At 67.6% G+C, this 23,873-nt stretch carries 18 protein-coding genes and 2 pseudogenes; 9 read left to right on the top strand and 11 right to left on the bottom strand.

From position 1 onward, the window contains the following. Positions 1–110: 110 nt before the first annotated feature. Complete coding sequence (phaC, locus tag ACZIYR_RS13220; protein ID WP_483526996.1) at positions 111–1,952, top strand: class I poly(R)-hydroxyalkanoic acid synthase; 1,842 nt, start codon at positions 111–113, stop codon at positions 1,950–1,952. A gap of 77 nt (positions 1,953–2,029) precedes the next feature. Here phaC and lnt read toward each other — a convergent pair whose 3' ends face one another. From lnt to miaB, 5 genes are all read right to left on the bottom strand, one after another. After that, positions 2,030–3,505, bottom strand: a complete 1,476-nt coding sequence (gene lnt, locus ACZIYR_RS13215) for an apolipoprotein N-acyltransferase (protein ID WP_483526995.1) — start codon at positions 3,503–3,505, stop codon at positions 2,030–2,032. A gap of 25 nt (positions 3,506–3,530) precedes the next feature. Further along, positions 3,531–4,403 carry an HlyC/CorC family transporter gene (locus ACZIYR_RS13210; RefSeq protein ID WP_473034198.1) on the bottom strand — a complete coding sequence of 291 codons (873 nt, stop codon included), beginning with the start codon at positions 4,401–4,403 and terminating at the stop codon, positions 3,531–3,533. Continuing rightward, positions 4,400–4,927: an rRNA maturation RNase YbeY gene (gene ybeY, locus ACZIYR_RS13205; RefSeq protein ID WP_483526994.1), complete on the bottom strand. Its 528-nt coding sequence runs from the start codon at positions 4,925–4,927 to the stop codon at positions 4,400–4,402. The genes ACZIYR_RS13210 and ybeY overlap by 4 nt, the downstream gene beginning before the upstream one ends. Beyond that, positions 4,924–6,018 carry a PhoH family protein gene (locus ACZIYR_RS13200; protein ID WP_483526993.1) on the bottom strand — a complete coding sequence of 365 codons (1,095 nt, stop codon included), beginning with the start codon at positions 6,016–6,018 and terminating at the stop codon, positions 4,924–4,926. The genes ybeY and ACZIYR_RS13200 overlap by 4 nt, the downstream gene beginning before the upstream one ends. 213 nt (positions 6,019–6,231) lie before the next feature. Then, positions 6,232–7,575 carry a tRNA (N6-isopentenyl adenosine(37)-C2)-methylthiotransferase MiaB gene (gene miaB, locus ACZIYR_RS13195; protein ID WP_473034194.1) on the bottom strand — a complete coding sequence of 448 codons (1,344 nt, stop codon included), beginning with the start codon at positions 7,573–7,575 and terminating at the stop codon, positions 6,232–6,234. 420 nt (positions 7,576–7,995) lie between these two features. On the opposite strand from miaB, the gene ACZIYR_RS13190 reads away from it, so the two are divergent. Together ACZIYR_RS13190 and ACZIYR_RS13185 are read left to right on the top strand one after the other, a co-directional pair. After that, positions 7,996–8,622 (top strand): TIGR04211 family SH3 domain-containing protein, encoded by a 627-nt coding sequence (locus ACZIYR_RS13190; protein WP_473035054.1) that lies wholly within the window; start codon positions 7,996–7,998, stop codon positions 8,620–8,622. Positions 8,623–8,632: 10 nt separating this feature from the next. Next, complete coding sequence (locus ACZIYR_RS13185; protein ID WP_473034192.1) at positions 8,633–9,271, top strand: thiopurine S-methyltransferase; 639 nt, start codon at positions 8,633–8,635, stop codon at positions 9,269–9,271. A 243-nt stretch (positions 9,272–9,514) separates the two neighbouring features. On the opposite strand, the gene ACZIYR_RS13180 is transcribed toward ACZIYR_RS13185, so the two are convergent. Then, complete coding sequence (locus ACZIYR_RS13180; RefSeq protein ID WP_483526992.1) at positions 9,515–10,117, bottom strand: YajG family lipoprotein; 603 nt, start codon at positions 10,115–10,117, stop codon at positions 9,515–9,517. Between the two features lie 200 nt (positions 10,118–10,317). Between ACZIYR_RS13180 and ACZIYR_RS13175 the strand changes: the two genes are divergently transcribed. Both ACZIYR_RS13175 and ACZIYR_RS13170 read left to right on the top strand, forming a co-directional pair. Beyond that, positions 10,318–13,197: an MHYT domain-containing protein gene (locus tag ACZIYR_RS13175; RefSeq protein WP_483526991.1), complete on the top strand. Its 2,880-nt coding sequence runs from the start codon at positions 10,318–10,320 to the stop codon at positions 13,195–13,197. An 8-nt stretch (positions 13,198–13,205) separates the two neighbouring features. After that, complete coding sequence (locus tag ACZIYR_RS13170) at positions 13,206–14,219, top strand: response regulator (protein WP_473034185.1); 1,014 nt, start codon at positions 13,206–13,208, stop codon at positions 14,217–14,219. Positions 14,220–14,228: 9 nt separating this feature from the next. On the opposite strand, the gene ACZIYR_RS13165 is transcribed toward ACZIYR_RS13170, so the two are convergent. From ACZIYR_RS13165 to cysP, 4 genes are read right to left on the bottom strand one after another with little or no spacing between them, the layout of a single operon-like run. Then, positions 14,229–15,329, bottom strand: a complete 1,101-nt coding sequence (locus ACZIYR_RS13165) for a sulfate/molybdate ABC transporter ATP-binding protein (RefSeq protein WP_483526990.1) — start codon at positions 15,327–15,329, stop codon at positions 14,229–14,231. Continuing rightward, the gene (gene cysW, locus ACZIYR_RS13160; RefSeq protein WP_473034183.1) at positions 15,326–16,153 is read right to left on the bottom strand and encodes a sulfate ABC transporter permease subunit CysW; all 828 of its coding nucleotides are present in this window, start codon (positions 16,151–16,153) and stop codon (positions 15,326–15,328) included. Before cysW ends, ACZIYR_RS13165 begins: the two co-directional genes overlap by 4 nt. Then, positions 16,153–17,016 (bottom strand): sulfate ABC transporter permease subunit CysT, encoded by an 864-nt coding sequence (gene cysT, locus ACZIYR_RS13155; RefSeq protein WP_483526989.1) that lies wholly within the window; start codon positions 17,014–17,016, stop codon positions 16,153–16,155. Before cysT ends, cysW begins: the two co-directional genes overlap by 1 nt. A gap of 47 nt (positions 17,017–17,063) precedes the next feature. Then, a complete protein-coding gene (cysP, locus tag ACZIYR_RS13150; RefSeq protein ID WP_483526988.1) occupies positions 17,064–18,074 on the bottom strand; it encodes a thiosulfate ABC transporter substrate-binding protein CysP in 1,011 nt (336 codons plus the stop codon). Positions 18,075–18,281: 207 nt separating this feature from the next. Between cysP and rpe the strand changes: the two genes are divergently transcribed. From rpe to trpE, 4 genes and pseudogenes are all read left to right on the top strand, one after another. Further along, complete coding sequence (gene rpe / locus ACZIYR_RS13145; protein ID WP_483526987.1) at positions 18,282–18,980, top strand: ribulose-phosphate 3-epimerase; 699 nt, start codon at positions 18,282–18,284, stop codon at positions 18,978–18,980. A 5-nt stretch (positions 18,981–18,985) separates the two neighbouring features. Then, positions 18,986–19,234: pseudogene (locus tag ACZIYR_RS13140) on the top strand (GIY-YIG nuclease family protein); the annotation flags it as partial. Positions 19,235–19,321: 87 nt separating this feature from the next. Continuing rightward, a pseudogene (gph, locus tag ACZIYR_RS13135) lies at positions 19,322–20,125 on the top strand (phosphoglycolate phosphatase); the annotation flags it as partial. Between the two features lie 67 nt (positions 20,126–20,192). Next, a complete protein-coding gene (gene trpE, locus ACZIYR_RS13130; protein WP_483529083.1) occupies positions 20,193–21,689 on the top strand; it encodes an anthranilate synthase component I in 1,497 nt (498 codons plus the stop codon). 188 nt (positions 21,690–21,877) lie between these two features. Here trpE and ACZIYR_RS13125 read toward each other — a convergent pair whose 3' ends face one another. Further along, the gene (locus tag ACZIYR_RS13125) at positions 21,878–23,821 is read right to left on the bottom strand and encodes a TonB-dependent receptor domain-containing protein (protein WP_483526986.1); all 1,944 of its coding nucleotides are present in this window, start codon (positions 23,819–23,821) and stop codon (positions 21,878–21,880) included. Positions 23,822–23,873: the final 52 nt, after the last annotated feature.

The raw sequence follows: 23,873 nt of genomic DNA, 5'->3' as shown, positions 1-23,873 counted from the left end.
TAAGGTATCTTGCTTCCCGGGCCCCGCGATCGGGTGCAACGGGAACTTCGTATTGTTTGGGGCATTCGTGTCGTTGATGTTGCGCCGTTGTCGATGATCAGGAGGGGTCAATGCAGCCAGGTTTGGAAGGTCCGTCTCAGGCCGAACTTGAAGAGTGGAATGCGCAGTTGCAGGAAATCGGTCAGCAGTACCAGGCCTTGATGCAGGATCTGCTGGAACGGATGGCCCCCGATGAGGCCGCCGATACCATCCAGACCGACGTTCGGGAGGCCTTCCGGGCCGGCGCCGAGTCGCTGATGCGTGACCCGCAGCTGCTGTGGCAGACCCAGGCCCGGCTGCTCCAGGATCAGTGGCAGCTTTGGCAAAACGGCCTGCAGGCGCTCACCGGCCAGCCGGCGACCCCGCTGGTGATCCCGGAGCGCGGCGACCGCCGCTTCAAGGACGACGCCTGGACCCAGGATCCCTACTACCAGGCGATCATGCAGCAGTACCTGTTGTTCTCGCGCATGGTCGATGAACTGATCGAGCAGCTGGACGGCCTGCCGGAGCAGCAGAAGGGCAACCTGGCCTTCTACGCTCGCCAGGTGGTCAACGCCATGGCACCGACCAACTTCGTCGCCACCAATCCCGAAGTGATGCGCCTGACCCTGGAGACTCGCGGGCAGAACCTGGTCGATGGCCTGGCCAAGCTGCGCGAAGACCTGGCCAACTCCGCCGGCGGACTCAGCGTGACCATGACCGATCGCAGCGCCTTCGAGATTGGCGAGAACATCGCTGTCACGCCGGGCCATGTGGTCTACGAGAACGAGCTGATCCAGCTGATCCAGTACACGCCCACCACCGAGACGGTCTTCAAGACGCCGCTGCTGGTCGTGCCGCCCTGGATCAACAAGTACTACATCCTCGACCTTCGCCAGGACAATTCCCTGGTCAAGTGGCTGGTGGATCAGGGCCATACCGTCTTCCTGATCTCCTGGCGCAACCCGGGCCCCGAGCAGCGCGACCTGACCTGGGCCGACTACATGCAGATGGGTCCCATAGACGCCATGAGCGCCATCGAGCAGGCCACCGGCGAGAAGTCGGTCAACCTGCTCAGCTACTGCATCGGCGGCACCCTGGCGGCCTCCACCGTGGCTTACCTGACCAGCACCCGTCGGGGCCGCAAGGTCAAGTCGGCTACCTACATGACTACCCTGGTGGACTTCCGCGACCCCGGCGAGCTGGGGGTGTTCCTCCACGAGCCGGTGCTGCAGGGCATCGAGGCCAAGCTGGAGGAGCAGGGCTACCTGGACGGCCGCTCCATGGCCTTCACCTTCAACCTGCTGCGCGAGAACGACCTGTTCTGGTCCTTCTATATCAGCAACTACCTCAAGGGCGATCGGCCGGCTCCCTTCGATCTGCTCTACTGGAACACCGACGGCACCAACCTGCCGGCGGGCACCCACGGGTGGTACCTGCGCCACATGTATCTGGAGAACCGCCTGGTGCAGCCGGGCGGTATCGAGCTGGACGGGGTCAAGATCGACCTGCGCAAGGTCTCGACGCCGAGCTATTTCATCTCCACCCGCGACGACCACATCGCCAAGTGGAACAGCGCTTACTACGGGGCGCTGTTGCCCAAGGGGCCGGTCACCTTCGTGCTGGGGGGCTCCGGCCACATCGCCGGCGTCGTCAACCCGCCCCACAAGAACAAGTACGGCTTCTGGACCAACCCCGAGCTGCCAGACGACCATGAGCAGTGGCTGGCCGGCGCCGAGCAGCACGAAGGCTCCTGGTGGCCGCACTGGCAGCAGTGGATGGTCGACGGCGGCTATGCCGACCCGGACAAGCGGGTACCCGCCCGTCAGCCCGGCGACGGCGAACTGCCGCTGCTGGAGGAGGCCCCGGGCCGCTACGTCAAGATGACCATCCCCGAGGTGCTGGGCGAACCCCCGGCTTCGCCGGGAGCTTGAAGCTGTAAGCTATGAGCTGTAAGGGGTAGCGCCCAGTGTCTTGCTAACTATCTGGCTTACGGCTTACGGCTTACGGCTTACGGCTTACGGCTTACGTTGCGGAGCCGTAGCCCCGGGGCGACCAGCAGGGCGGCCAGCAGCCACACCGGCCAGCTGCCGGTGCGGGTGAAGGGCGTCAGCCCCTGCATGGGGGTGGCCTCGCCGGTCAGGGCGACGGTCTCGAACTGGGGCGCGCGGGCGGTGACCCGGCCCTGGGGGTCGATGATCGCGGTGACGCCGTTGCTGGTGGCGCGCACCACGTAGCGGCCGTTCTCCAGGGCGCGCAGCCGTGCCATCTGCAGGTGCTGCAGTGGGCCGATGGACTCGCCGAACCAGGTGTCGTTGGAGACCGTCAGCAGCAGCTCGGCATCCCGGGTGCGCTCGGCCACCAGGTCGGCGTAGATGATCTCGTAGCAGATGGCGTTGCCGATCACCGTGCCGGCGGCCTGCAGCGGCGGCTGCCCGGCGGGTCCGCGGGTCATGGCCGGCATTGGCAGGTCGAAGAAGGCGATGGTGCCGCGCAGCAGGCTCTCCAGCGGCAGGAATTCGCCGAAAGGTACCAGATGCTCCTTGCGGTACTGTCCCTCGGCGTTGCCCAGGCCGATCACGCTGTTGTAGTAGAGCCCGTCGCCGTCGCGCTGCAGGATGCCGGTCAGCAGGGCGGTGCCCGGGGCCAGGTGGGTCTGGGCGCGTTCGAGGATCGGTGCGGCTTCCTGTTCGAACATCGGCAGCGCCGCCTCCGGCCAGACGATCAGGTCGACGTCGTCCTCCTGCTCCTGGGTCAGGCGCAGATAGGTGTTGGCGGCGATGCGCTGCCCCTCGGGGGTCCACTTGATCAACTGGTCGAGGTTGCCCTGTAGCAGCGCCACCTTTAGCGGCTCCCCGGTGGGTTCGGTCCACTGGGTCGGCAGCGCCAGGGGGGCGAGCCACAGCGCCGCCAACGGCGCGGCGGCCCACCAGCGTCGACGCAGGAACTCCACCGCCAGGGTGCCCGAGAGCACGGTGATCAACGACAGGGCATAGACGCCGCCGATGGGCGCCCAGGGGGCCAGCGGCGAGTCCACGTGGGAAGCGCCCAGCAGCAGCCAGGGGAAGCCGGTGAACAGCCAGGTACGTAGCCATTCGCCGAGCACCCAGGCGCCAGCGAAGCTGAGAAATGCCAGGCGAGGCCCGCACAGGCGGCGATAGAGCCACAGGGTGGCGGCGAAATAGAGCGCCATGCTGGCCACGAACAGCCCGGTGAGAAACAGCGCCAGGGGCACGCCGGTGTAGCCGTAGTCATGGATGGAGACGTACACCCAGGAGGCCCCCGAGCCGAACAGTCCGACGCCGTAGCACCAGCCGCGCAGCGCGGCCTGACCGGGCGTCAGGGCGTGGATGCCCAGATAGACCAGGCCGGCGGCTACCGGGCCCAGCCACCACAGCTCGAAGGGGGAGGCGGTCAGGGTGGTGAGCACCCCGGCGGCCAGCGCCGCCAGGTAGCCCAGGCGGGGAGAGAAGCGCAGTTCGTTCATGGGTCGTCCCTGGTCTGGCGGTCGATCACTCGTCCTGGTTGAGCTCGTCGCAGGGGCTCGCCTCCAGCAGGCGAATGCGGCGGTTGTCGGCGTTGAGCACGGTGAAGCGCCAGCTGCCCAGATCGGCGAATTCGCCGCGCCCGGGCAGGTGACCGAAGCGCTGCATCACCAGGCCGCCGACGGTATCGAACTCGTCATCCGGGAAGCGGGTGCCGAAGCGCTCGTTGAAGTCTTCGATGGGCGTGAGGGCGCGAATGGCGTAGCGGCCGTCGCCCAGCTCGCGGATATCGTCATCCTCGTCGGTGTCGTGCTCGTCCTCGATGTCGCCGACGATCTGCTCGAGGATATCCTCGATGGTGACGATGCCCGCCGTGCCGCCGTACTCGTCGACCACCACCGCCATGTGGTTGTGGGTGTCGCGAAACTCCTTGAGCAGGCTGTTGAGCCGCTTCGACTCGGGCACGAACATCGCCGGGCGCAGCACGTCCTCGAGCCGGAAGCGCTCGCGCTCCTCGCTGGTGCAGGGCAGCAGCTTGAGCAGGTCCTTGACCAGCAGCAGCCCCTTGACCTCGTCGAGATTCTCGCCGATCACCGGGTAGCGGGAGTGGCCGGTCTCGAAGATCAGCGTCAGGTACTCTTCGGGGGGCTGGTCGACGGCGATAGCGGCCACCTGGGAGCGGGGAATCAACACCTCGCGCACCTGCTGATCGCTGATCTGCAGGGCGCCCTCGATGATCATCATGGCGTCCTCTTCCAGCTTGAGCCGGGAGCCGGCCTGGCGCAGAAACTCCATCAGTTCGGCCCGCGAGCTGGGTTCGTCGCTGTCCCCGGAGAGGGCGCCGAGCAGCTTGTCCAGCCAGGACTTCCCGGCCTGGCCGGTCGTTCGGTCTTCGCTCATGGGTCGCGTCTCATGTCCTCGGTATCGATGTGTCGCTCGCCGCCCACGGGGTCGGGCGCCGCATAGGGATCGGCGATGCCGAAGCCGGCCAGAATCTCGCGCTCCAGCTGCTCCATGGCCTCGGCCTCGTCATCCTCCAGGTGGTCATGGCCCAGCAGGTGCAGGGTGCCATGCACCACCAGATGAGCGTAGTGGTCTTCCAGGCGCTTGTCCTGTGCTCGCGCTTCCTCCACCACCACCGGATGGCAGATCACCAGGTCGCCGAGCAGCGGCAGTGAGAGGCCCGGCGGGCTGTCGAAGGGGAAGGAGAGCACGTTGGTGGGCTTGTCGCGGCCGCGGTAGTCGCGATTCAGGGTGCGGCTCTCGTCGGCGTCGACGAAGCGCACCGTGACCTCGTGGCGCTCCTCGTCCGGGTGGCGCGCCAGCACGGCGCCGACCCAGGCCGCCAGCGCCGCCGGGGTCGGCAGCGCGTCTTCGGCGGTGGCCAGGGCCACCTGTCGGTCGATGGTGGGGGGCGCGCTCATCTGGCGTCGTCGTCCTGGGCGGTGCCGCGGCGGCGTTCATCGCGCCGCTCTTCCCGGCGCTCTTCCCGCTCACGCTCGCGGGCCTCGCGGCGGGCCCGCTCCTCGACCTCCTGGTCGGCCTCGAAGCTCTCGTAGGCCTCGATAATGCGCTGCACCAGGGGATGTCGCACCACGTCCTTGGCGGCGAAGTGGGTGACGCCGATCCCCGGCGTGTCCTTGAGCACCTCGAGCACCTGGATCAGCCCCGAGCTCTGGCCCCGGGGCAGGTCGACCTGGGTGACATCGCCGGTGATCACCGCGGTGGAGCCGAAGCCGATGCGGGTCAGGAACATCTTCATCTGCTCGCGGGTGGTGTTCTGGCTCTCGTCGAGGATGATAAAGGCGTTGTTCAGGGTGCGCCCGCGCATATAGGCCAGGGGGGCGATCTCGATCACCTGGCGTTCGATCAGCTTGCCCACCTGCTCGAAGCCGAGCATCTCGTAGAGCGCGTCGTAGAGCGGGCGCAGGTAGGGGTCGATCTTCTGGGCCAGGTCGCCGGGCAGAAAGCCGAGCTTCTCGCCGGCCTCCACGGCGGGGCGCACCAGCAGGATGCGGCGCACCTCCTGCTGGTTGAGCGCTTCTACCGCGGCGGCCACGGCCAGGTAGGTCTTGCCGGTGCCGGCCGGGCCGATGCCGAAGTTGATGTCGTGGGCGCGGATGCTCTGCACGTAGCCCTGCTGGTTGGCGCCGCGGGGCTTGATCAGCACCTTGGGGGTGCGCAGCAGCACCTCGTCGTCCTCGATGCCTTCCTCTTCGTCCAGGGCCTCGCGGCCCGACTCCTGCAGGAACAGGTGGACGGTGTCCGGCGAGAGGTCGCTGGCCTCGGCCTCGCGGTAGAGGTGTTCGAGCACGTTGGCGGCAGCCTTGACCCGCGGGCCGGGGCCGGCCAGTTGGAAGACGTTGCCGCGGTTGCGCAGGGTGACCCCGAGCCGTGACTCGACCAGCTTGAGGTGCTCGTCGCGCTGGCCGCAGAGATTGGCCAGGCGATGGGGATCGTTGGGTTCAAGGCTCAGGGTGATGATGCGGTTGGCCTGAGAGGCAGGTTGGCTCAAGACAGGGCGGTCCGTAAAGGATGAATGTAGGCTCAGCTTACTGCCCCGGCGGTCGCCGGGGCAATAATGGCACTGGGGTGAGGGGCGCCGGGGGCAAGCCGAAGAGGAGGTCCTACGCCAGGGATGGCGTCGGTAGCGCCCAGGGATGGGTTTACAGCGCCTCCTCCGCAGGCTTGCCCCCGGATCAGCCCCGGGTGGTGCTCTCCGGCTGTTTCAGTAGATCTCGGGCGAGGCCAGCTCGCCGCGCAGCGAGTTGGGCAGCGCCTCGGTGATCTCCACGTCGACGAAATAGCCGATCAGCTCCACCGGGTTGGCGGCGCGGAAGTTGACCACCCGGTTGTTCTCGGTGCGTCCGGAGAGCTGGCCCGGGTCCTTGGGCGAGAAGCCGCTGACCAGGATGCGCTGGGTGGTGCCCACCATGCGCCGGCTGATCTGCATCGCCTGCTGGTTGATGCGCTCCTGAAGGATCGCCAGGCGCTGCTTCTTGGTGGCTTCCGGCGTGTCATCGTCCAGCGAAGCCGCCGGGGTGCCGGGGCGCGCCGAGTAGACGAAGCTGAAGGAGTGGTCGAAGCCGATGCGACCGATCAAGTCCATGGTCGCTTCGAAGTCCGCTTCCGTCTCGCCGGGGAAGCCGATGATGAAGTCTGATGAGAAGCTGATATCCGGGCGCAGCGCGCGGATACGCTCCAGCTTCTCGACGTACTCCTCGGCGGTGTGGCCACGCTTCATGGCGGCGAGGATGCGGTCGGAGCCGGCCTGCACCGGCAGGTGCAGGTGGCTGACCAGCTCGGGAATCTCGCCGTAGGCCTCGATCAGGCTGTCGGAGAACTCCACCGGGTGGGAGGTGGTGAAGCGGATGCGGTCGATCCCCTCCACCGCCGCCACGCAGGCGATCAGTTCGGCCAGGTCGATCTCGTCACCGAGCTGATTCTCGCCGCGATAGGCGTTGACGTTCTGGCCCAGCAGGTTGATCTCCCGCACCCCCTGATCGGCCAGGTGGATCACCTCGTCCATGACCGCCTCGAAGGGCCGCGAGACCTCTTCGCCACGGGTGTAGGGCACCACGCAGAAGGTGCAGTACTTGGAGCAGCCCTCCATTACCGAGACGAAAGCGGTGGCGCCGTCGGAGCTGGGCTGGGGCAGGTGGTCGAATTTCTCGATCTCCGGGAAGGTGACGTCCACCACCGAGATCTGGTTCTGCTGGCGGGCGTCGAGCATCGAGGGCACCCGGTGCAGGGTCTGGGGGCCGAACACCATGTCCACATGAGGCGCCCGCTTGCGCAGCGCCTCGCCCTCCTGGCTGGCCACGCAGCCGCCCACGCCGATCACCAGGTCGGGGTTGGCCTCCTTGAGCTTCTTCCAGCGGCCGAGCTGGTGGAACACCTTCTCCTGAGCCTTCTCGCGGATCGAGCAGGTGTTGAGCAGTATGACGTCGGCATCGCCTTCGTCGTCGGTCAGCTCCAGCTGATGGGATTCGCCGAGCAGGTCCGCCATGCGCGCGGAGTCGTACTCGTTCATCTGGCAGCCGTGAGTCTTGATGAAGAGTTTCTTCGCCATAAGAATAGAGTCTGGTCGGTTGCCCGACGCAAGCGTCACCGGTGAGTGGAGTGTCGCGGGAGTGCGGCCGAAAGCCGTTCTCGAAGGTGGTCGTATTATACGGAAGGCCCCGCGGCGGGGCCAGCTCAGGCGCGTTGTCGTCCCACGACTGTGGTACCCTTGGCGGCTTGCATCGGACGCCGAGACAGCAGGGCGCTGGTCAGCGAATGATCAGCCGTCGCCGTGGCCGCCCCCGTCGCGGCCTTGGGCGCCTTTCCAGCGGTTGTCCCGATAGTTGTCCACAGAAGCTGTGGAAAACGATCAGCACGAGAGATAACAGTCTCATCGGTCGTTGCCGGAACGGGAGGTTCTGCGACGGCATACGGGTCGCGGCAGCAATGACGCCGCATGTGAGCCTTCGATAGTCAGGACTACGGCATGATGATGTACAGATTCAAGACCCTTCTGGTGGGTGTGACCCTGGGGCTGGCGGCCCTGCCGCTTCACGCCCAGACCGACGACGGCGCCACCCACTGGGTTTCCGACGAGCTGACCACCTGGGTGCGCAGCGGCCCCACCGACGGCTACCGTATCATCGGCACCCTGACCGCTGGCGAGCCGGTCCAGGTGCTGGAGACCAGCGGCGACTACAGCCGGGTAGAAAACGGTGAGGGCAACACCGTCTGGGTGCAGAGCAACGAACTCCAGGACGCCCCCAGCGCGCGGGTCCAGTTGCCCGAGCTGGAAGCTCAGGTGGCAGAGCTCGAGGCGGAGCTGGGCAGCATCAACGAGACCTGGGAGAACCGGGTGGCGACGATGACCGAGACCCTCGAAGTGCGTGAGCAGCGCATCGGCGAGCTCGAGGCCCGCAATCGCGAGCTCGACGGTGAGGCCGAGCAGTCCCGCCAGACCATCCGCCAGCTGCAGGCGCGCCTGGACACCCAGGAGGAGGACCTGCTGATGCGCTATTTCATGTACGGCGGTGGGGTGGCCGGTGCGGGCCTGCTGGTGGGACTGATCGTGCCGCACCTGCCCCGCAAGAAGCGCAGAAACGACCGCTGGTTCTGACGGAGGCCATATGGCGAAGGAGTGGCTCGACCGCTGGCGCGAGGGGCGCATCGGCTTTCACCGCGATGAGACCCATCCGGCGCTGATCCGCCACTGGCCCCTGCTGGGTGCCAGGCCCGGCACCAAGGTGCTGGTGCCGCTGTGCGGCAAGAGCCTGGACATGCGCTGGCTGGCGCAGCATGACCATCCGGTGCTGGGCATCGAGCTGGCGTCCGAGGCCATCGAGCAGTTCGTCGCCGAGGGGGTCGGCGAGATCTCGCGCTATCGTCAGGCGCCTTTCGATATCTGTCGCCAGGGCAGCGTCGAGCTCTGGTGCGGCGACTTCTTCCACTTCCATATCGAGCAGGCCGCCGAGATCGGCGCCTTCTACGACCGGGCCGCCCTGATCGCCCTGCCGGCGGCCACTCGCCAGCGCTACGCTTTCCACCTAGCCCAGCTGATTCCCCCGGGCGCCCGGGGGCTGCTGATCAGCTTGGAGCGGGCGCCGGGGGATGCCGGCGGCCCACCCTACAGCGTGTCGGGTGCGGAGGTGCGTGAGCTGTTCGAGCCCAACTTCCAGGTCACCCACCTGGAGGACGGCGCTCCGGAGCCCGGCAGCGGCTTTCGTGAGAGCGTCTGGGCCATGGTGCGCCGAGGGCCCAAGGTTTAGGTGGATGGCCGGCCCGGATGGACTTTTGTGGGAGGCCGGCTCCGCCGGGCGAAGGCGCCGTATGGGAGGCCGGCTCTGCCCAGCGAAGGCGCCGCAGGCGCCCAATACCGGCAGCGCTGCGCGCTGCTTCGCGAGCTGAAGCTCCCTCCCACTTTGTCGCTTCCGTCTTGGCAGGACATGCAGTGTGGGAGGCCGGCTCCGCCGGCGGTTCGACGCTTCGACGAAGGCCCCGGCCCACCGAGTTCAGCGTGCCAGCAGCTGGCCCAGTTCGGGGTCGCGGAAGGTCCGGTCGAGCCCGTTGGAGAGCAGCTCGTTGAGCATGCGAGTGTTGGCGTTGCGGTCCGGGCGCACCGCATAGGTCTGGGTGCGCCGCGAGGTGTAGGTGCCGGTGTAGGTGGTGCCGCGGTTGACCGCCTTGGCCTCGAAGACCGCTTCCAGGCGGGCTTCGTCGATCACCGGGCGGCTCTGGCCGCGCTCGTAGCCCAGGTGCATCAGGGTCAGGGTCAGGCTGGGCCGTCCCTCGGCGGGCTCGGTGGTGGGCGAGAAGCCCATGTCGCGCACCGCGCGCTCCGCCTCGGCCTGCAGCCGGGGCACCAGCTCATGGGCGCTGACGTTGATGGTGGCGGTGGACATGGCGCTGCCGGTGCGGGTGCCGATCACCTCGCCGTCGCGCTGGTCCACCGCCATCACGGTGACGGCCTGGCCACTGCCGGTGGCCGGCACCTCGGCGCTGCGCCGGGGATCGAGCTGCAGGTAGTGGGGGCTGGCGCAGCCGCCCAGCAGCAGGCTGACCAGCAGCAGGCTGGCAGCACGCTGCCAGCGGCGAACGAGATGGCATTGAGGCATCCTGATTCTCCCGGGTCATGGCATGGGGTAGCCGAGTATAGCCATGTCGCGAAAGCCGCAACAGCCTGTCGTGTCGACCCCCATCGCAGGTATCCCCGCTCAAGCTGGCCATGCTGCGTGCCGATAACGGAGACAACGCGCCTGGTCACCCTCGGTGCCACCTCCCATTTGCCGCTGACTCACGCTGACAGGTCTCGACATTGCTCTCACTGGATCATTTCTTCGTACTCGGCCCGGCGCCCGAGAAGCTCGTCACCGGTCAGTACAATCTCTGGCTGGTCGCGCTGTCCCTGGCCATCGCCATCGGGGCCTCCTACATGGCCTTGACGCTGGCGGCTGCCGCTCGGCGCAGTCGCTCGCCGTTCATGCTGCGGCTGCATCTGGCGAGCGGGTCGGCTTCGCTGGGGCTTGGCATCTGGTCCATGCACTTTATCGGCATGCTGGCGTTTCAAATGCCGACCCACGTGCACTATCACCCGGGAATCACCGCCCTGTCGGCACTGCCCAGCCTGCTGGCCTCCTGGGTCACCCTCAGCCTGCTGTCGCGCCATGACCTGACGCGGGTGCGGTTGGCGGCCGGGGGGCTGGCGGTGGGTTCGGGGATCGGCGCGATGCACTATCTGGGCATGGCGGCCATGGAGATCGGCCCCGCGCTGCGCTACGACCCCGGGCTTTTTGCGCTCTCCATCCTGGTGGCGGTGGGGCTAGGTACCCTGTCGCTCTGGGCCAATTTCGGGCTGAGGAAACGGTTCGGGTTGAAAGGGAGCCGCCGGCGCCTGCTGGCCGCGGGCATCATGGGGCTGGCCATTGCCGGCATGCACTACACCGCCATGGAGGCGGCGCGCTTCATCGGGGACTCGGCAGCGGATTTCATGCCGGGAAGCCAGCGCCACACGGTGCTGGCGCTGGCGATCGCCTTCATCGCCGTGGCCTGCAGCCTGCTTGCCGCCAGCGTCAACGCCATTGCGCGCTACCGCAGCCTCTATCGCCACAGCCAGGAGGTCGCCAGCGAGCTGCAGACCACGGTGGATGCGGCCGTCGACGGCATCATCAAGATATCGGAGCGTGGCACCCTGCTCTCCTTCAACCAGTCCGCCGAGCGGATTCTGGGCTATCGGGCTCATGAGGTGCTCGGCAAGAACGTCAGCATGCTGATGCCGGAACCGCATCGCGGTGCCCACGACAGCTATCTGGACAACTACCTGTGCACCGGTGAACGAAAGATCATCGGCACCGGCCGCCGGGTGATGGCGGTGCGCAAGGATGGCCAGCAGATCCCGGTCCGTTTGGCCATCGGGGAGGCGCGCGTCGACGGGCGCAGCACCTTCGTCGGCTTCGTGACCGATATCTCCGAGCGAGTGCGCATGGAGAACGACCTGCGTCGGGCCAAGGAGGTCGCCGAGCAGGCGGCCGAAGCCAAGAGCAGCTTCCTGGCCAATATGAGCCATGAGATCCGTACCCCGATGAATGCCATCATCGGGTTCACCGACCTGGTTCTCGAGACACCGCTGGAGCCGGTGCAGGCCAAGCACCTGGGCACCGTCAGGAACTCCGCCCGGTCGCTGCTGGCCCTGCTCAATAACATTCTGGACACGGCCAAGCTCGATGGTGGGCATACCCAGCTGGAAGAGAAGGATTTCTCCCTGCATGCCGTCTGCGAGCAGGTCGTCGCTACCCAGTCGCTGAATGCGCAACGCAAGGGGCTGTACCTCGAACTGGATTATCAGGCGCCGGAGTATTTCCGGGGTGACCCGCTGCGCATCCAGCAGGTGGTGCTCAACCTGATCAGCAATGCGGTCAAGTTCACGGAGGCCGGGGGTGTCACGGTGCGGGTGCGTCATGCCGACGCCGGGGACGTTACGCTGGAGGTGGCGGATACCGGGATCGGGATTCCTGCCGACCGGATCGACACAATCTTCGAGCCCTTTGCCCAGGCTGATGCCAGCATGACCCGGCGCTTCGGCGGCACCGGTCTTGGCACGACCATCGCCCGGCAGCTCACGGAGCTGATGGGCGGGCGGATCACCGTGGAGAGCACGCCCGGGGCGGGGACCCGCTTCCAGGTCAGCCTCCCCCTGGCGATCGGGCAGCCGGTCGTCATGGACGACACACCGGATAGGGAGACGCCGCTGCCACCCTTGAAGGTGCTGGTGGCGGATGACGTTTCCCAGAACCTGGTGCTGCTCAAGACCCTCCTGGAGCAGCGCCAGCATCGGGTGATCACGGCCGAAAATGGGGAAGAGGCCGTGGCCCGCTTCGCCGAGCAGACCTTCGATGTGGTGCTGATGGATGTCCAGATGCCGACCATGAACGGCCACCAGGCCACCCGGGAAATTCGCCGGCGTGAGGCGGAGAAAGAGCTGTCGCACACCCCGGTGATTGCGCTGACGGCCAGCGTCCTGGAGGATGACCGGCGCGATGCGCTGGGCGCCGGGATGGACGGTTTCGCCACCAAGCCCATCAACGTCCCGGAGCTGACCGCGGAGATCGCCCGCCAGCTGGGCCTGGACGTCATTGCGCCCCGGGGGGCGGCGCCGGAGGATGAGGGGGTGGTGGATGCCACCGTGGTGGAGCAGCTCTGGCCGGACAGGGCCGCTCACCGGCAAGCCGCTCGACGGTTTCTGACCCTGCCTGACAGCCGGCCCACGGAGCTCTACCATGAGCGGGATCGCTCCTGCGCCCAGGCGCTGGCGCACCGTCTGCGGGGAACCGCCGCCAACCTGGGGTTCCGCGACCTGGCCGCCGCGCTGGCCACTGTTGAACTTACCCTTCAGCAGGGAGACGTCGTCGGCGGCCTGGAGTGGCAGCAGCTCGCCGAGCGCTTCAGGGCCGCCGAGCAGTGGCTCGACCGTCAGCCGGACGAGGCGCAGAGCGAGCCGCCCGATTGCCCGCCGCCGAGCCCGCAGGCCATCGAGGCGCTCATCGAGCAGCTCGACCACGGCGAAGTGCCCGACCAGGCCGTACCCCTGATCCAGACGATTCTGCCTGAACCGGCCCTGAGCGAGGCCACGCAGGCGCTCGCCGACTTCGAGCCGGAGAGAGCCGCCCGACTCCTGACCCAGTTCCTACCGCCCCGCTGAGGATGCCGATGCTGACCGATACCCGGACGCTGCTGCTCGTGGACGATGAACCTGCCAACCTGCAGGTCCTGCAGAACATTCTCGCCAGCGACTACCGCTTGCTTTTCGCCCGGGATGGCGAGCGGGCACGACGGATCGCCCGCTCCGAGCGGCCGGACCTGATCCTGCTGGATGTCATGATGCCCGGCCTGTCGGGCCACGAGGTCTGCCAGGCCCTCAAGCAGGACCCCCAGACCCGCCACATCCCGGTGATCTTCGTGACCGCGCTCTCCGACGTGGAGGACGAAATCCGGGGCTTCGATCTCGGCGCGGTGGATTACATCACCAAGCCGGTCAGCGCCCCCATCGTGCGCGCGAGGGTGCGGAACCACCTCTCCCTAGTGCAGCTGGACGAGCTGGTGGAGACCCGGCTGGCAGTGGTTCAGCGGCTGGGGCGGGCGTCGGAGTACAAGGATAACGAGACGGGGCTCCATGTGATTCGCATGAGCCACTATTCACGCCTGATTGCCCTGGCCTGCGGCATGGGCGCCGCCTGGTCCGATACGCTGCTCAACGCCTCTCCCATGCACGACGTGGGCAAGATCGGCATCCCGGATGCCATCCTGCAGAAGCCGGGCAAGCTCGACGCCGAGGAGTGGAAGATCATGAAGCGCCACGCCGAAATCGGAGCCCGGATCATCGGAGAGGACGGCTCCGACCTGATGGCGATGGCGCGGGAGGTGGCGCTCTGTCATCACGAGAAGTGGGACGGCAGCGGCTACCCCAAGGGGCTCGCCGGCGAGCAGATTCCCCTCGCGGCACGTATCGTCGCCATTGCGGATGTCTTCGATGCCCTCACCAGCGAGCGCCCCTACAAGAAGGCCTGGCCGGTGGAGGAGGCGACCCAGCTGATCCGGGAGCAGGCGGGCAAGCATTTCGACCCGGCGCTGGTGGAGGCCTTCCTGATCGCGCTTCCTGAGATCCTGCAGGTTCGGCAGCGCTGGCAAGAGCAGCCCGCGCCCAGCGCCGCCTCCATTAACTGACGCGCTGCTTCAGGAGAGCGCGTCGGCGGTTTCCGGGGTCAGGGCGGGGTCGGTCGGATCGGGGAAACGGTGCCAGCGCCGCGGCACGGCGAACAGGCGCTGACCCCGGGTCAGGTTCAGCTGCTCGAAGTCGGCGTGGCGCACCGTGGCCAGCCACGGCTCGGAGAGCCAGTCGGCGGCCAGCTCCACGCGCACCTCGGCGCCCACCGGGGAGATGGCGGTCACCGTCACCGGCAGGTGGGCCTCGCGGGTCGGGGCGGTGGCCAGTTTGACTTCGTGGGGGCGCAGCAGCAGCTCTTCCGGCCCGTCGGGGAGCTCCACCGAGAGGTGGGCATCGCCGCAGGTCAGGGTGCCGTCGCGCACCTCGCCCTCCAGGTGGTTGACGTCGCCCAGGAACTCGAACACGAAGCGGTTGGCCGGCGCCCGGTAGAGGGCGTCGGGGGTGTCGATCTGCTCGATGCGGCCGTTGCTCATCACCACCACCCGGTCGGAGAGCTCCAGCGCCTCCTCCTGGTCGTGGGTGACGAAGACGCTGGTGAAGTTGAGCTCGTCGTGCAGGTGGCGCAGCCAGCGGCGCAGGTCCTGGCGCACCTTGGCGTCCAGGGCGCCGAAGGGCTCGTCGAGCAGCAGCACGTCGGGGCGCAGGGCCAGGGCGCGGGCTAGCGAGACGCGCTGCTGCTGGCCGCCGGAGAGCTGAGCCGGGTAGCGCTTGGCGAAGCTTTCGAGCTGCACCATCTCCAGCAGGCGGTGCACCCGGGCGCGGATCTCGCCGCTGGTGGGGCGGCTCTTGCGCGGCATCACGGTGAGGCCGAAGGCCACGTTGTCGAACACCGTCATATGGCGGAACAGCGCATAGTGCTGGAAGACGAAGCCGATGCGGCGGTCGCGCACATGCACCTGGGTCACGTCGCGCTCGCCGAACAGGATGCGCCCGGCGGGCTCGCGGTCGGCGCTTTCCAGGCCGGCGATGATGCGCAGCAGGGTGGTCTTGCCGGAGCCCGAGGGGCCGAGCAGGCCGACCAGTTCGCCGTCGCGGATATCCAGGTTCACCGGCTCCAGGGCGCAGGTGCGGCCGAAGTGCTTGGCGATGTTCTGAAGACGGATGCTCATGCATGAACCTCCCGGCGCGCGGCGCGCCATTCCAGGCTGGCCTTGGCGACCAGCGTGAGCAGGGCGATGAGTGCCAGCAGGGCGGCGCTGGCGAAGGCGCCCACGGTGTTGTAGTCCTGGTAGAGCTGCTCCAGGTGCAGCGGCAGGGTGTTGGTCTGGCCGCGAATCGCCCCTGAGACCACCGAGACGGCGCCGAATTCCCCCACCGCCCGGGCATTGGTCAGGATCACCCCGTAGAGCAGCGCCCAGCGGATGTTGGGCAGGGTCACCCGGCGGAAGATGGTCCAGCCCGGCGCGCCCAGGGTCACCGCGGCCTCCTCCTCGCGGGAGCCCTGGGCCTGCATCAGCGGGATCAGCTCCCGGGCCACGAAGGGGCAGGTGACGAAAATGGTCACCAGCAGGATGCCCGGCCAGGCGAACATCAGCTGGATGTCGTGGGTGTCGAGCCAGGCGCCCAGCCAGCCGTTGCGGCCGTAGAGCAGCAGGTAGATCAGGCCGGCCACCACCGGCGACACCGCGAAGGGGATGTCGATCAGGGTCTGCAGGATGCGCCGGCCCGGGAAGCTGAAGCGGGTCACCAGCCAGGCCAGCGCCACCCCGAACACCAGGCAGACCGGAATGGTCAGCAGCGCGATGAACAGCGTCAGGCCGATGGCCGCCACGGTGTACTCGTTGCTGACGTTGGACCAGAACACCGCCACGCCCTGGGCGAAGGCCTGGGCGAAGATGGCCACCAGCGGCAGCAGCAGGAACAGCGCCGACAGCGCCACCGCCGCAAAGATCAGCAGGCGCCGCACCCAGGGCGCATCACCGATTCGCTGCATCAGCCGCGCCCTCCATGCAGTCGCTTGATGAAGCGGCCCTGCCAGACGTTGATCGCCAGCAGCAGGGCCAGGGAGACGAACAGCACCACTGAGGCGATGGCCGAGGCGCCGGCGTAGTCGAACTCCTGCAGCCGCACGAAGATCATCAGTGCGGTGATCTCGGTCTCGTAGGGCATGTTGCCGGCGATGAAGATGATGGCGCCGAACTCGCCCAGCGAGCGCACGAAGGCCAGGCCGGTGCCGGTCACCAGCGCCGGCCACAGATGCGGCAGGATCACCCGCCGGAAGGCCACACCATCGCTGGCGCCCAGGGTCAAGGCGGCCTCGTCTACCTCGACCGGCAAATCCTCCAGCACCGGCTGAACGGTGCGCACCACGAAGGGGATGCTGGTGAAGGCCATGGCCAGGGCGATGCCCACCCAGGTGTAGGCCACCTGCAGCCCCAGCGGCTCCAGCAGCCGGCCCATCCAGCCGTTGCTGGCGTAGAGGGTGGCCAGGGTGATGCCGGCCACTGCGGTGGGCAGGGCGAAGGGCAGGTCCATCAGGGCGTCGAGCAGGCGCTTGCCGGGGAAGGTGTAGCGCACCAGCACCCAGGCCAGCAGCAGGCCAAAGGCGCCGTTGACCACCGCCGCCACCGCCGCGGCACCGATGGTCACGGTGTAGCTGGCCACCACCCGGCCGTCGGTGATGATCGCCCAGTACTGGGCCAGGGTCAGGTCGGCCAGCTGGCCGAACAGGCCGGTCAGCGGCAGCAGCAGCACCAGCGAGACGAACATCAGGCTGATGCCCAGCGACAGGCCAAAGCCCGGCAGCACCCGCTTGGGGGCGCTGCCGAGGCCGAAGGGGAGGGCGCGGGTGCTCATGGCAGGCGGCTCATGACGTTAGCTTCAGGAAGCAACGCTGGTCTCGCTCAGCGCCGCTGCAGCTGGTCGAGCAGGGCGCCGCCGGCGAAGTGCTCCTCCATGGCCTGCTCCCAGCTGCCGAAGACATCCTCGACCCGCAGCAGCTCGGTCTCGGGGAACTGCTCGGCGAACTCCTCGACCACCGTCTCGTGGTGCACGCGGTAGTTGAAGCCGGCCAGCAGGCGCTGCGCTTCTTCGGTGTAGAGGTAGTCGAGATAGCCCTGGGCCAGGTCCTGGGTGCCGTTGCGCTCGGCGTTGGTCGCAACCACGGCCACAGGGAACTCGGCCAGGATGCTCAGCGGCGGCACCACGACCTCATAGTCGTCCTCGCCGTACTCGCCGCGGATGTTGTTGACCTCGGACTCGAAGCTGATCAGCACATCGCCGCGATCGCGCTCGATGAAGCTGGTGGTGGCGCCGCGGCCGCCGGTGTCGAACACGGCCACGTTGCGCAGGAAGGTGCGCATGAAGTCGTGGATCTGCTCCTCGTCGCCGTCGAAGGCTCGGTCGGCGAAGCCCCAGGCGGCCAGATAGGTGTAGCGGCCGTTGCCGGAAGTCTTGGGGTTGGGGAAGACGATGCTCACGTCCTCGCGCACCAGGTCGTCCCAGCTCTCGATGCCCTTGGGGTTGCCTTCACGCACCAGGAAGGCGGTAGTGGAGTAGTAGGGTGAGGCGTTGTTGGGCAGCGCCTCCTGCCAGTCCTCGGCCACCAGGCCGGCGTCGGCCAGCACCTGGACGTCGGTCACCTGGTTGTAGGTCACCACGTCGGCGCGCAGCCCCTGCAGGATGGCCCGGGCCTGGGCGGAGGAGCCGCCGTGGGACTGGCTGATGGCGACGGCCTCACCCTGCTCGGCCTGCCACCACTCCCGGAACTCCGGGTTGATGGCGGAGAACAGCTCGCGGGCGATGTCATAGGACGAGTTGAGCAGCTCGCGGTCGGCGGCCAGCGCCGGTGTGGTCAGGCTGGCGCCCAGGGCGATGACAACCGCGGTGCGGCGAAAGGTCGACAGCAGGGACATGCCGGTGACTCCATTCTGGGAAGCATTGAGGGCCAAGGGTAAACCTGCCTCTAGGGAATTACAATAATGTTTTTTATTCGATCTGGAGATATGTCTGTGGGGCTTTGCCCACCTCACTGTGCGCTTTGCCGCCGGGGTGACGCCCTCCCCGGGCGATGGGGGTTCCTGCTAGAATACGCCCTTTCCCGAGTGACAGCTGGATGCCCCATGACCGATGCGACCCGCGATTTCCTGATCGCCCCCTCTATTCTGTCCGCCGACTTCGCCCGTCTCGGTGAAGAGGTGGACAACGTGCTGGCCTCCGGTGCCGACATCGTTCATTTCGATGTCATGGACAACCACTACGTGCCCAACCTGACCATCGGGCCCATGGTCTGCGAAGCGCTGCGCAAGCACGGTGTCACCGCGCCCATCGACGCTCACCTGATGGTCAAGCCGGTGGATCGGCTGATCGGCGACTTCATCGACGCCGGCGCCACCTATATCACCTTTCATCCCGAGGCCTCCGACCATATCGACCGCTCGCTGCAGCTGATCCGCGACGGCGGCTGCAAGTCGGGGCTGGTGTTCAACCCGGCCACGCCGCTCTCCTTTCTCGACCATGTCATGGACAAGGTCGACATGGTGCTGCTGATGAGCGTCAACCCCGGCTTCGGCGGCCAGTCCTTCCTGCCCGGCACCCTGGACAAGCTGCGTGCGGCGCGGCGGCGGATCGACGCCTCGGGCTATGACATTCGCCTGGAGATCGACGGCGGCGTGAAGGTCGACAATATCGCCGAGATCGCCCGGGCCGGCGCCGACACCTTCGTGGCCGGCTCGGCGGTGTTCGGCGCCGGACGCGAGGCCGACCCGCACCGCTACGACAGCGTGATGCGCCAGTTCCGCGAGCAGCTGGCCGGGGTCTGAGGCGCGTGTCGGGCGGCGCCTCCTCGGGCCCGGCGTCGACAGCCGGTGCGGGCGGCTGGTATCTCTACCTGATCGAGACTGCCGGCGGCGCCCTCTATACCGGCATCACCACCGACGTGACCCGGCGGCTTGCCGAGCACGCCGCCGGGCGCGGCGCCAAGGCGCTGCGGGGCCGTGGCCCGCTGCGGCTGGTGCATCATGAGCCCGTCGGCAGCCGCGGCGAGGCGTTGCGGCTCGAGGCGAAGATCAAGCGCTTCTCGGCCGCCCGCAAGCGGGCCTGGCTAGGGGAGAGGCAGCGTGCAGGCTGCCGCGATTATCCAGAGGGTCGGCAAGGAGAGAGTATGCACCCCATTCTCGACGGCATCGAACTGGTGGCCTTCGACCTGGACGGCACCCTGATCGACTCGGTGCCCGACCTGGCGCTGGCCGTGGATGCGGCGCTGGTCGATCTCGACCTGCCCGCCGCCGGCGAGGCCAAGGTGCGCGACTGGGTGGGCAACGGCTCGCTCAAGCTGATGGAGCGCGCGCTGCGGTTTGCCGTTGATGCCGGCGCCGGTGACGGCGAGGCTGCTCCGGCGACAGCTCTGCGAGGGGGCGCTGTGAACCCCTCCCTGGGCGCTACCGATGCCATCCCTGGCATAGGACCCCCTCTTCGAGCTGTCCCCGGCGCCTCGCCGGAGAGCGCCGTCGAGGTCGACAGCGTTATGCTGAAGCTCGCCCACGCCGTCTTTCTGGACCACTATTCCCGCGACCCCGGCGCCCATACCCGGCTCTACCCCGGCGTGCGCGAGTGTCTGGACGGCCTGCGCGACCGCGGGCTGCCGCTGGCGCTGGTGACCAACAAGCCCCACGCCTTTATTCGCCCGCTGCTGGAAGGGCTGGGGCTTGCCGAGCACTTCGCGCTCTGCCTGGGTGGCGACAGCCTGCCCGAGAAGAAGCCCGACCCGGCTCCGCTGAACCACGTGGCGGCGCACTTCGGCGTGCCCCCCGAGGCCTGCCTGATGGTGGGCGACTCCCGCCACGATATCGCCGCGGGCAAGGCAGCCGGCTTTCGCACCCTGGCGGTACCCTACGGCTACAACCACGGCGAGCCGGTGAGCGCCAGCGAGCCCGACGCCATCCTGGCGTCGCTGGACGCCCTGCTGGCGGCTTCTGCCGCTTCGACGCCCCCTTGCTCCACTGCTGCCACCGATCGAGGACCCCGTCATCATGATGACGCTTGAACGCTTTCAGGAACTGGCCGCGGCCGGCTACAACCGCATTCCGGTCACCCGCGAGGTGCTGGCCGACCTCGACACGCCGCTCTCCACCTACCTGAAGCTGGCCGACGAGCCCTGGACCTTCCTGCTGGAGTCAGTGCAGGGGGGCGAGAAGTGGGGGCGCTACTCGATCATCGGGCTGCCCTGTCGCGAGCGCATCGAGGTGCGCGGTTTCACGGTCAGCCATATCATCGACGGCGAGCAGCAGGGCGTCACCGAGGTGGCGGACCCCCTCGACTGGATCGAGCAGTTCCAGGCGCGCTTTCGGGTGCCGCGGCTCGACGACCAGCCGCGCTTCGATGGCGGCCTGGTGGGCTACTTCGGCTACGACACCATCCGCTATATCGAGCCGCGCCTGCGCAGCGCCCAGGTGGCCGACAAGCCCGACCCGCTGGGCGTGCCCGACATCCTGCTGATGGTCTGCGACGACCTGGTGGTGTTCGACAACCTCTCCGGGCGGCTGACCCTCTGGACCCACGCCGACCCCGCCGAGTCCGACGCCTATCAGCGGGCCCGCGCGCGGCTAGAGCGGCTCGAGATGCGCCTGCGCAGCGCCACTCTCAACACCATCAGCCCCGGCACCGGGCGCAGCGCGGTGGAGGAGGGGCACTTCACCTCGGGCTTCACCGAGGCGGGCTTCAAGGCCGCCGTGGAGACGATCAAGGAGTACGTGCTGGCCGGCGACGTCATGCAGTGCGTGCCCTCCCAGCGCATGTCGATTCCCTACCGCGCCTCGCCGCTGGACCTCTACCGCGCGCTGAGAAGCCTCAACCCCTCGCCCTACATGTTCTTCTTCAACCTCGACGACCACCACGTGGTGGGCTCCTCGCCGGAGATCCTCACCCGGCTGGAGGACGGCGAGGTGACGGTTCGGCCCATTGCCGGCACCCGGGTGCGCGGCAAGACCGAGGAGGAGGACCGGGCGCTGGAGGCCGACCTGCTGGGCGACCCGAAGGAGGTGGCCGAGCACCTGATGCTGATCGACCTGGGGCGCAACGACGTGGGGCGCATTAGCCAGACCGGCTCGGTGACGGTCACCGACCAGATGGCGGTGGAGCGCTACTCCCACGTGATGCACATCGTCTCCAACGTCACCGGCCGGCTCAAGCCCGGGCTCTCGGCCATGGACGTGCTGCGCGCCACCTTCCCGGCGGGCACCCTCTCCGGGGCGCCCAAGATCCGGGCCATGGAGATCATCGACGAGCTGGAGCCGGTCAAGCGCGGCGTCTACTCCGGCGCGGTGGGCTATCTCTCCTGGCACGGCAACATGGACACCGCCATCGCCATCCGCACTGCGGTGATCAAGGACGGCGAGCTGCACGTCCAGGCCGGCGCCGGGGTGGTGGCCGACTCGGTGCCCGAGCTTGAGTGGCAGGAGACCCTCAACAAGGGGCGCGCCATCTTCCGCGCCGTGGCCATGGCCGAGCAGGGCCTGGATAACCTGGAATAGCCTGGCACCGCGTTCATGGATGCCCCCCCTCGGCAGGCCAGGCCCCGATCCTGGCCTGCGCCGCCGCTGCTGAGGCCTGTCACTGAGCGGCGGCCAGGGTGATGCACAGCCGGCGCAGGCCGTCTTCAAGGCGTTTGCTAGTGCCCGACATCGGCAGATGCGAGGGGGCGCGATACGCGCCCCAGGGGTCAGAAGCGATAGCTGGCGCCCAGGCGGACATCGCGTCCCGGCTCGGGCAGGCCGTGGGCAATGTCACCGGCATCGCCATAGCTGGCGTGATCGACGTAATGCTTGTCGAAGACGTTATTGATCCGTAGCGAGAGCGTCAGCTGATCGCCCGCCAGGGGACGCCAGCTGGCATAGAGGTCGTTCACTCCATAGCCGGGCTTCTCCGGGTAGTCTTCGGCCACGTTGGTCAGGCGCTCGGCAAAGCGTCCGGTCCAGCCGAGATCGATAGCGTCAGTGGCCTGGAAGTTGACGTTGGCCACCCAGGTATCGCCGATGCTGGTGCCAAGGGCCATGTCGTCATCGCTCAGCGGCTCGCCGTTGAGCTCGGGGCGGGCCCGGCTGTAGGCGAGCGAAGCGTCCAGGCGATCCCAGTCGTAGCCGATCCGGGCGTTGAAGCCGCGGGTCTTCAGCTCGCCGACATTGCCCAATGTTCTGCGGTCGAGCTTGCCCACCACATCGTCGATGCGGGTCTCGAAGACGTCCGCCGCCAGGTAGAGGTTGCCGTGACGGTAGATGGCGCCGAATTCGATGTTGTCGGCGATTTCCTTGGTACGATCTTCCGCATTGCTGTGCCAGTCGAGGACGAACAGCTCCTTGACCTGGGGGCCGCGAATGGCACGCGCCCAGCCGCCATGCAGGGTGAGCCGCTCGGTAGCGTCGAAGCGCAGGCCCAGGTTGGGGCTCCAGCCGGATTCGCTGAAGGTGTTACCGGTGAACGCCTCGTCCAGCTCGAACCAGTCGTGGCGCACCCCGGCGCTCAGCCGCACCCGGTCGGTCAGCGGGTAATGGTTCTGCAGATAGAGGCCCACCACGCTGCCATCTTCGCGATCGGTGCCGTAAGCGGGGCTGCGTAGGCTGGCCTTGTCCTTGCGGTAGTCGACGCCGTAGGTCAGGGTCAGATCGCCGACCTGGCTGTGATTGCGCAAGTCACCGCCGTGGCTCTGCATGGCGCCGATGTAGTCGCCGAAGGGGCCATCGATGTGCTCCAAAGACGCTTCGGTATGGTAGAGCGTCAGATCCAGGTCCAGCCAGGCGTGGGTATCGGAGGTAAAGCCGTACTGGCCGGTGACGGTTTCGCGCACCACTTCCTGGTCGATGGGGGCGTTACGGGCGCTGGGGATCCAGTGGGGGCGGTGCAGCCGGAAGGCTTCATCCTCGCTGCGCTCGTAGCTCAGCGTGAGCCTCTGCTCCTCGGTCAGCTGTCCTACCAGCTTGGCGAAGCCGGTAAATCTGTCTGTGCTCGTATAGGGCTGGGTATTGCCCTCGCCGTCCTTGTAATCGCCGTGCTCGGTCTGGGTCAGGGTGGCCAGGGCGCTCCAGTCGTCGGTGAGGCGACCGTAGAGCGAGGCGGAGGCCTTGGTGCCGTCGGTGTTGCTGAAGTAGCCGCCCTTGAGCAGCGCGCCGAGGTTCTGGCCCGGGCGCAGCAGGTCCTCGGGATCCTTGGTGACGAAGCGAATGGCGCCGCCAAGCGCCCCGGGGCCGTTGGTGGCCTCGCCGGCGCCGGCGACGACATCGACCTGCTTGAGCAGCTCGGGCTCGATGAGCAGGCGCCCCTGGTGGTGAAACTGGTTGCCGGACTGGGTGGCGCCGTCGATGGTGACGTTGAGCAGGGTGTCTTCCAGGCCGCGAACATAGAGTTTCTGGGCGGCCGGAGCACCGCCCCCCACGGCGACGTCTGGCAGCTCGGAGAAGATATCCTGCAGGTCGGTGGCCTGGCGGCGCTCGAGCGCTTCCGTCGTGACCACGGCGTCAGCCTCGCTGGTACGCGCTGCGGTGATCTCCAGGGTGTCGAGTGCCTGGGCCGCCTGCTGGGCCATGACGGCGGGGCTGGCGCTCAGAAGGCCGATGGCCAGCCACAAGGGATTGCGCGGCCAGGCGTTGCTGCTGGGAATATTGCGGATCATGAGAGTCTTCTACGCTCCTTTTGGTGATAAATATTCCTATTTGGAGCGAATT

This window comes from Billgrantia sp. NRB1 (genome assembly GCF_056921725.1).
The sequence above is the reverse complement of the archived record's forward strand: the minus strand, read 5'-3'. Positions and strand labels throughout refer to the sequence as shown.

Bases quoted from the DNA above. Each gene is read 5' to 3' on its own strand.
- miaB (WP_473034194.1), bottom strand. From the start codon at position 7,575: ATGGCGAAGAAACTCTTCATCAAGACTCACGGCTGCCAGATGAACGAG.
- ACZIYR_RS13170 (WP_473034185.1), top strand. From the start codon at position 13,206: ATGCTGACCGATACCCGGACGCTGCTGCTCGTGGACGATGAACCTGCC.
- ACZIYR_RS13210 (WP_473034198.1), bottom strand. From the start codon at position 4,403: ATGAGCGAAGACCGAACGACCGGCCAGGCCGGGAAGTCCTGGCTGGAC.
- ACZIYR_RS13185 (WP_473034192.1), top strand. From the start codon at position 8,633: ATGGCGAAGGAGTGGCTCGACCGCTGGCGCGAGGGGCGCATCGGCTTT.
- cysT (WP_483526989.1), bottom strand. From the start codon at position 17,016: ATGAGCACCCGCGCCCTCCCCTTCGGCCTCGGCAGCGCCCCCAAGCGG.
- ACZIYR_RS13125 (WP_483526986.1), bottom strand. From the start codon at position 23,821: ATGATCCGCAATATTCCCAGCAGCAACGCCTGGCCGCGCAATCCCTTG.
- ACZIYR_RS13190 (WP_473035054.1), top strand. From the start codon at position 7,996: ATGATGTACAGATTCAAGACCCTTCTGGTGGGTGTGACCCTGGGGCTG.
- ACZIYR_RS13180 (WP_483526992.1), bottom strand. From the start codon at position 10,117: ATGCCTCAATGCCATCTCGTTCGCCGCTGGCAGCGTGCTGCCAGCCTG.
- ACZIYR_RS13165 (WP_483526990.1), bottom strand. From the start codon at position 15,329: ATGAGCATCCGTCTTCAGAACATCGCCAAGCACTTCGGCCGCACCTGC.
- cysW (WP_473034183.1), bottom strand. From the start codon at position 16,153: ATGCAGCGAATCGGTGATGCGCCCTGGGTGCGGCGCCTGCTGATCTTT.
- rpe (WP_483526987.1), top strand. From the start codon at position 18,282: ATGACCGATGCGACCCGCGATTTCCTGATCGCCCCCTCTATTCTGTCC.
- trpE (WP_483529083.1), top strand. From the start codon at position 20,193: ATGACGCTTGAACGCTTTCAGGAACTGGCCGCGGCCGGCTACAACCGC.
- lnt (WP_483526995.1), bottom strand. From the start codon at position 3,505: ATGAACGAACTGCGCTTCTCTCCCCGCCTGGGCTACCTGGCGGCGCTG.
- ybeY (WP_483526994.1), bottom strand. From the start codon at position 4,927: ATGAGCGCGCCCCCCACCATCGACCGACAGGTGGCCCTGGCCACCGCC.
- phaC (WP_483526996.1), top strand. From the start codon at position 111: ATGCAGCCAGGTTTGGAAGGTCCGTCTCAGGCCGAACTTGAAGAGTGG.
- cysP (WP_483526988.1), bottom strand. From the start codon at position 18,074: ATGTCCCTGCTGTCGACCTTTCGCCGCACCGCGGTTGTCATCGCCCTG.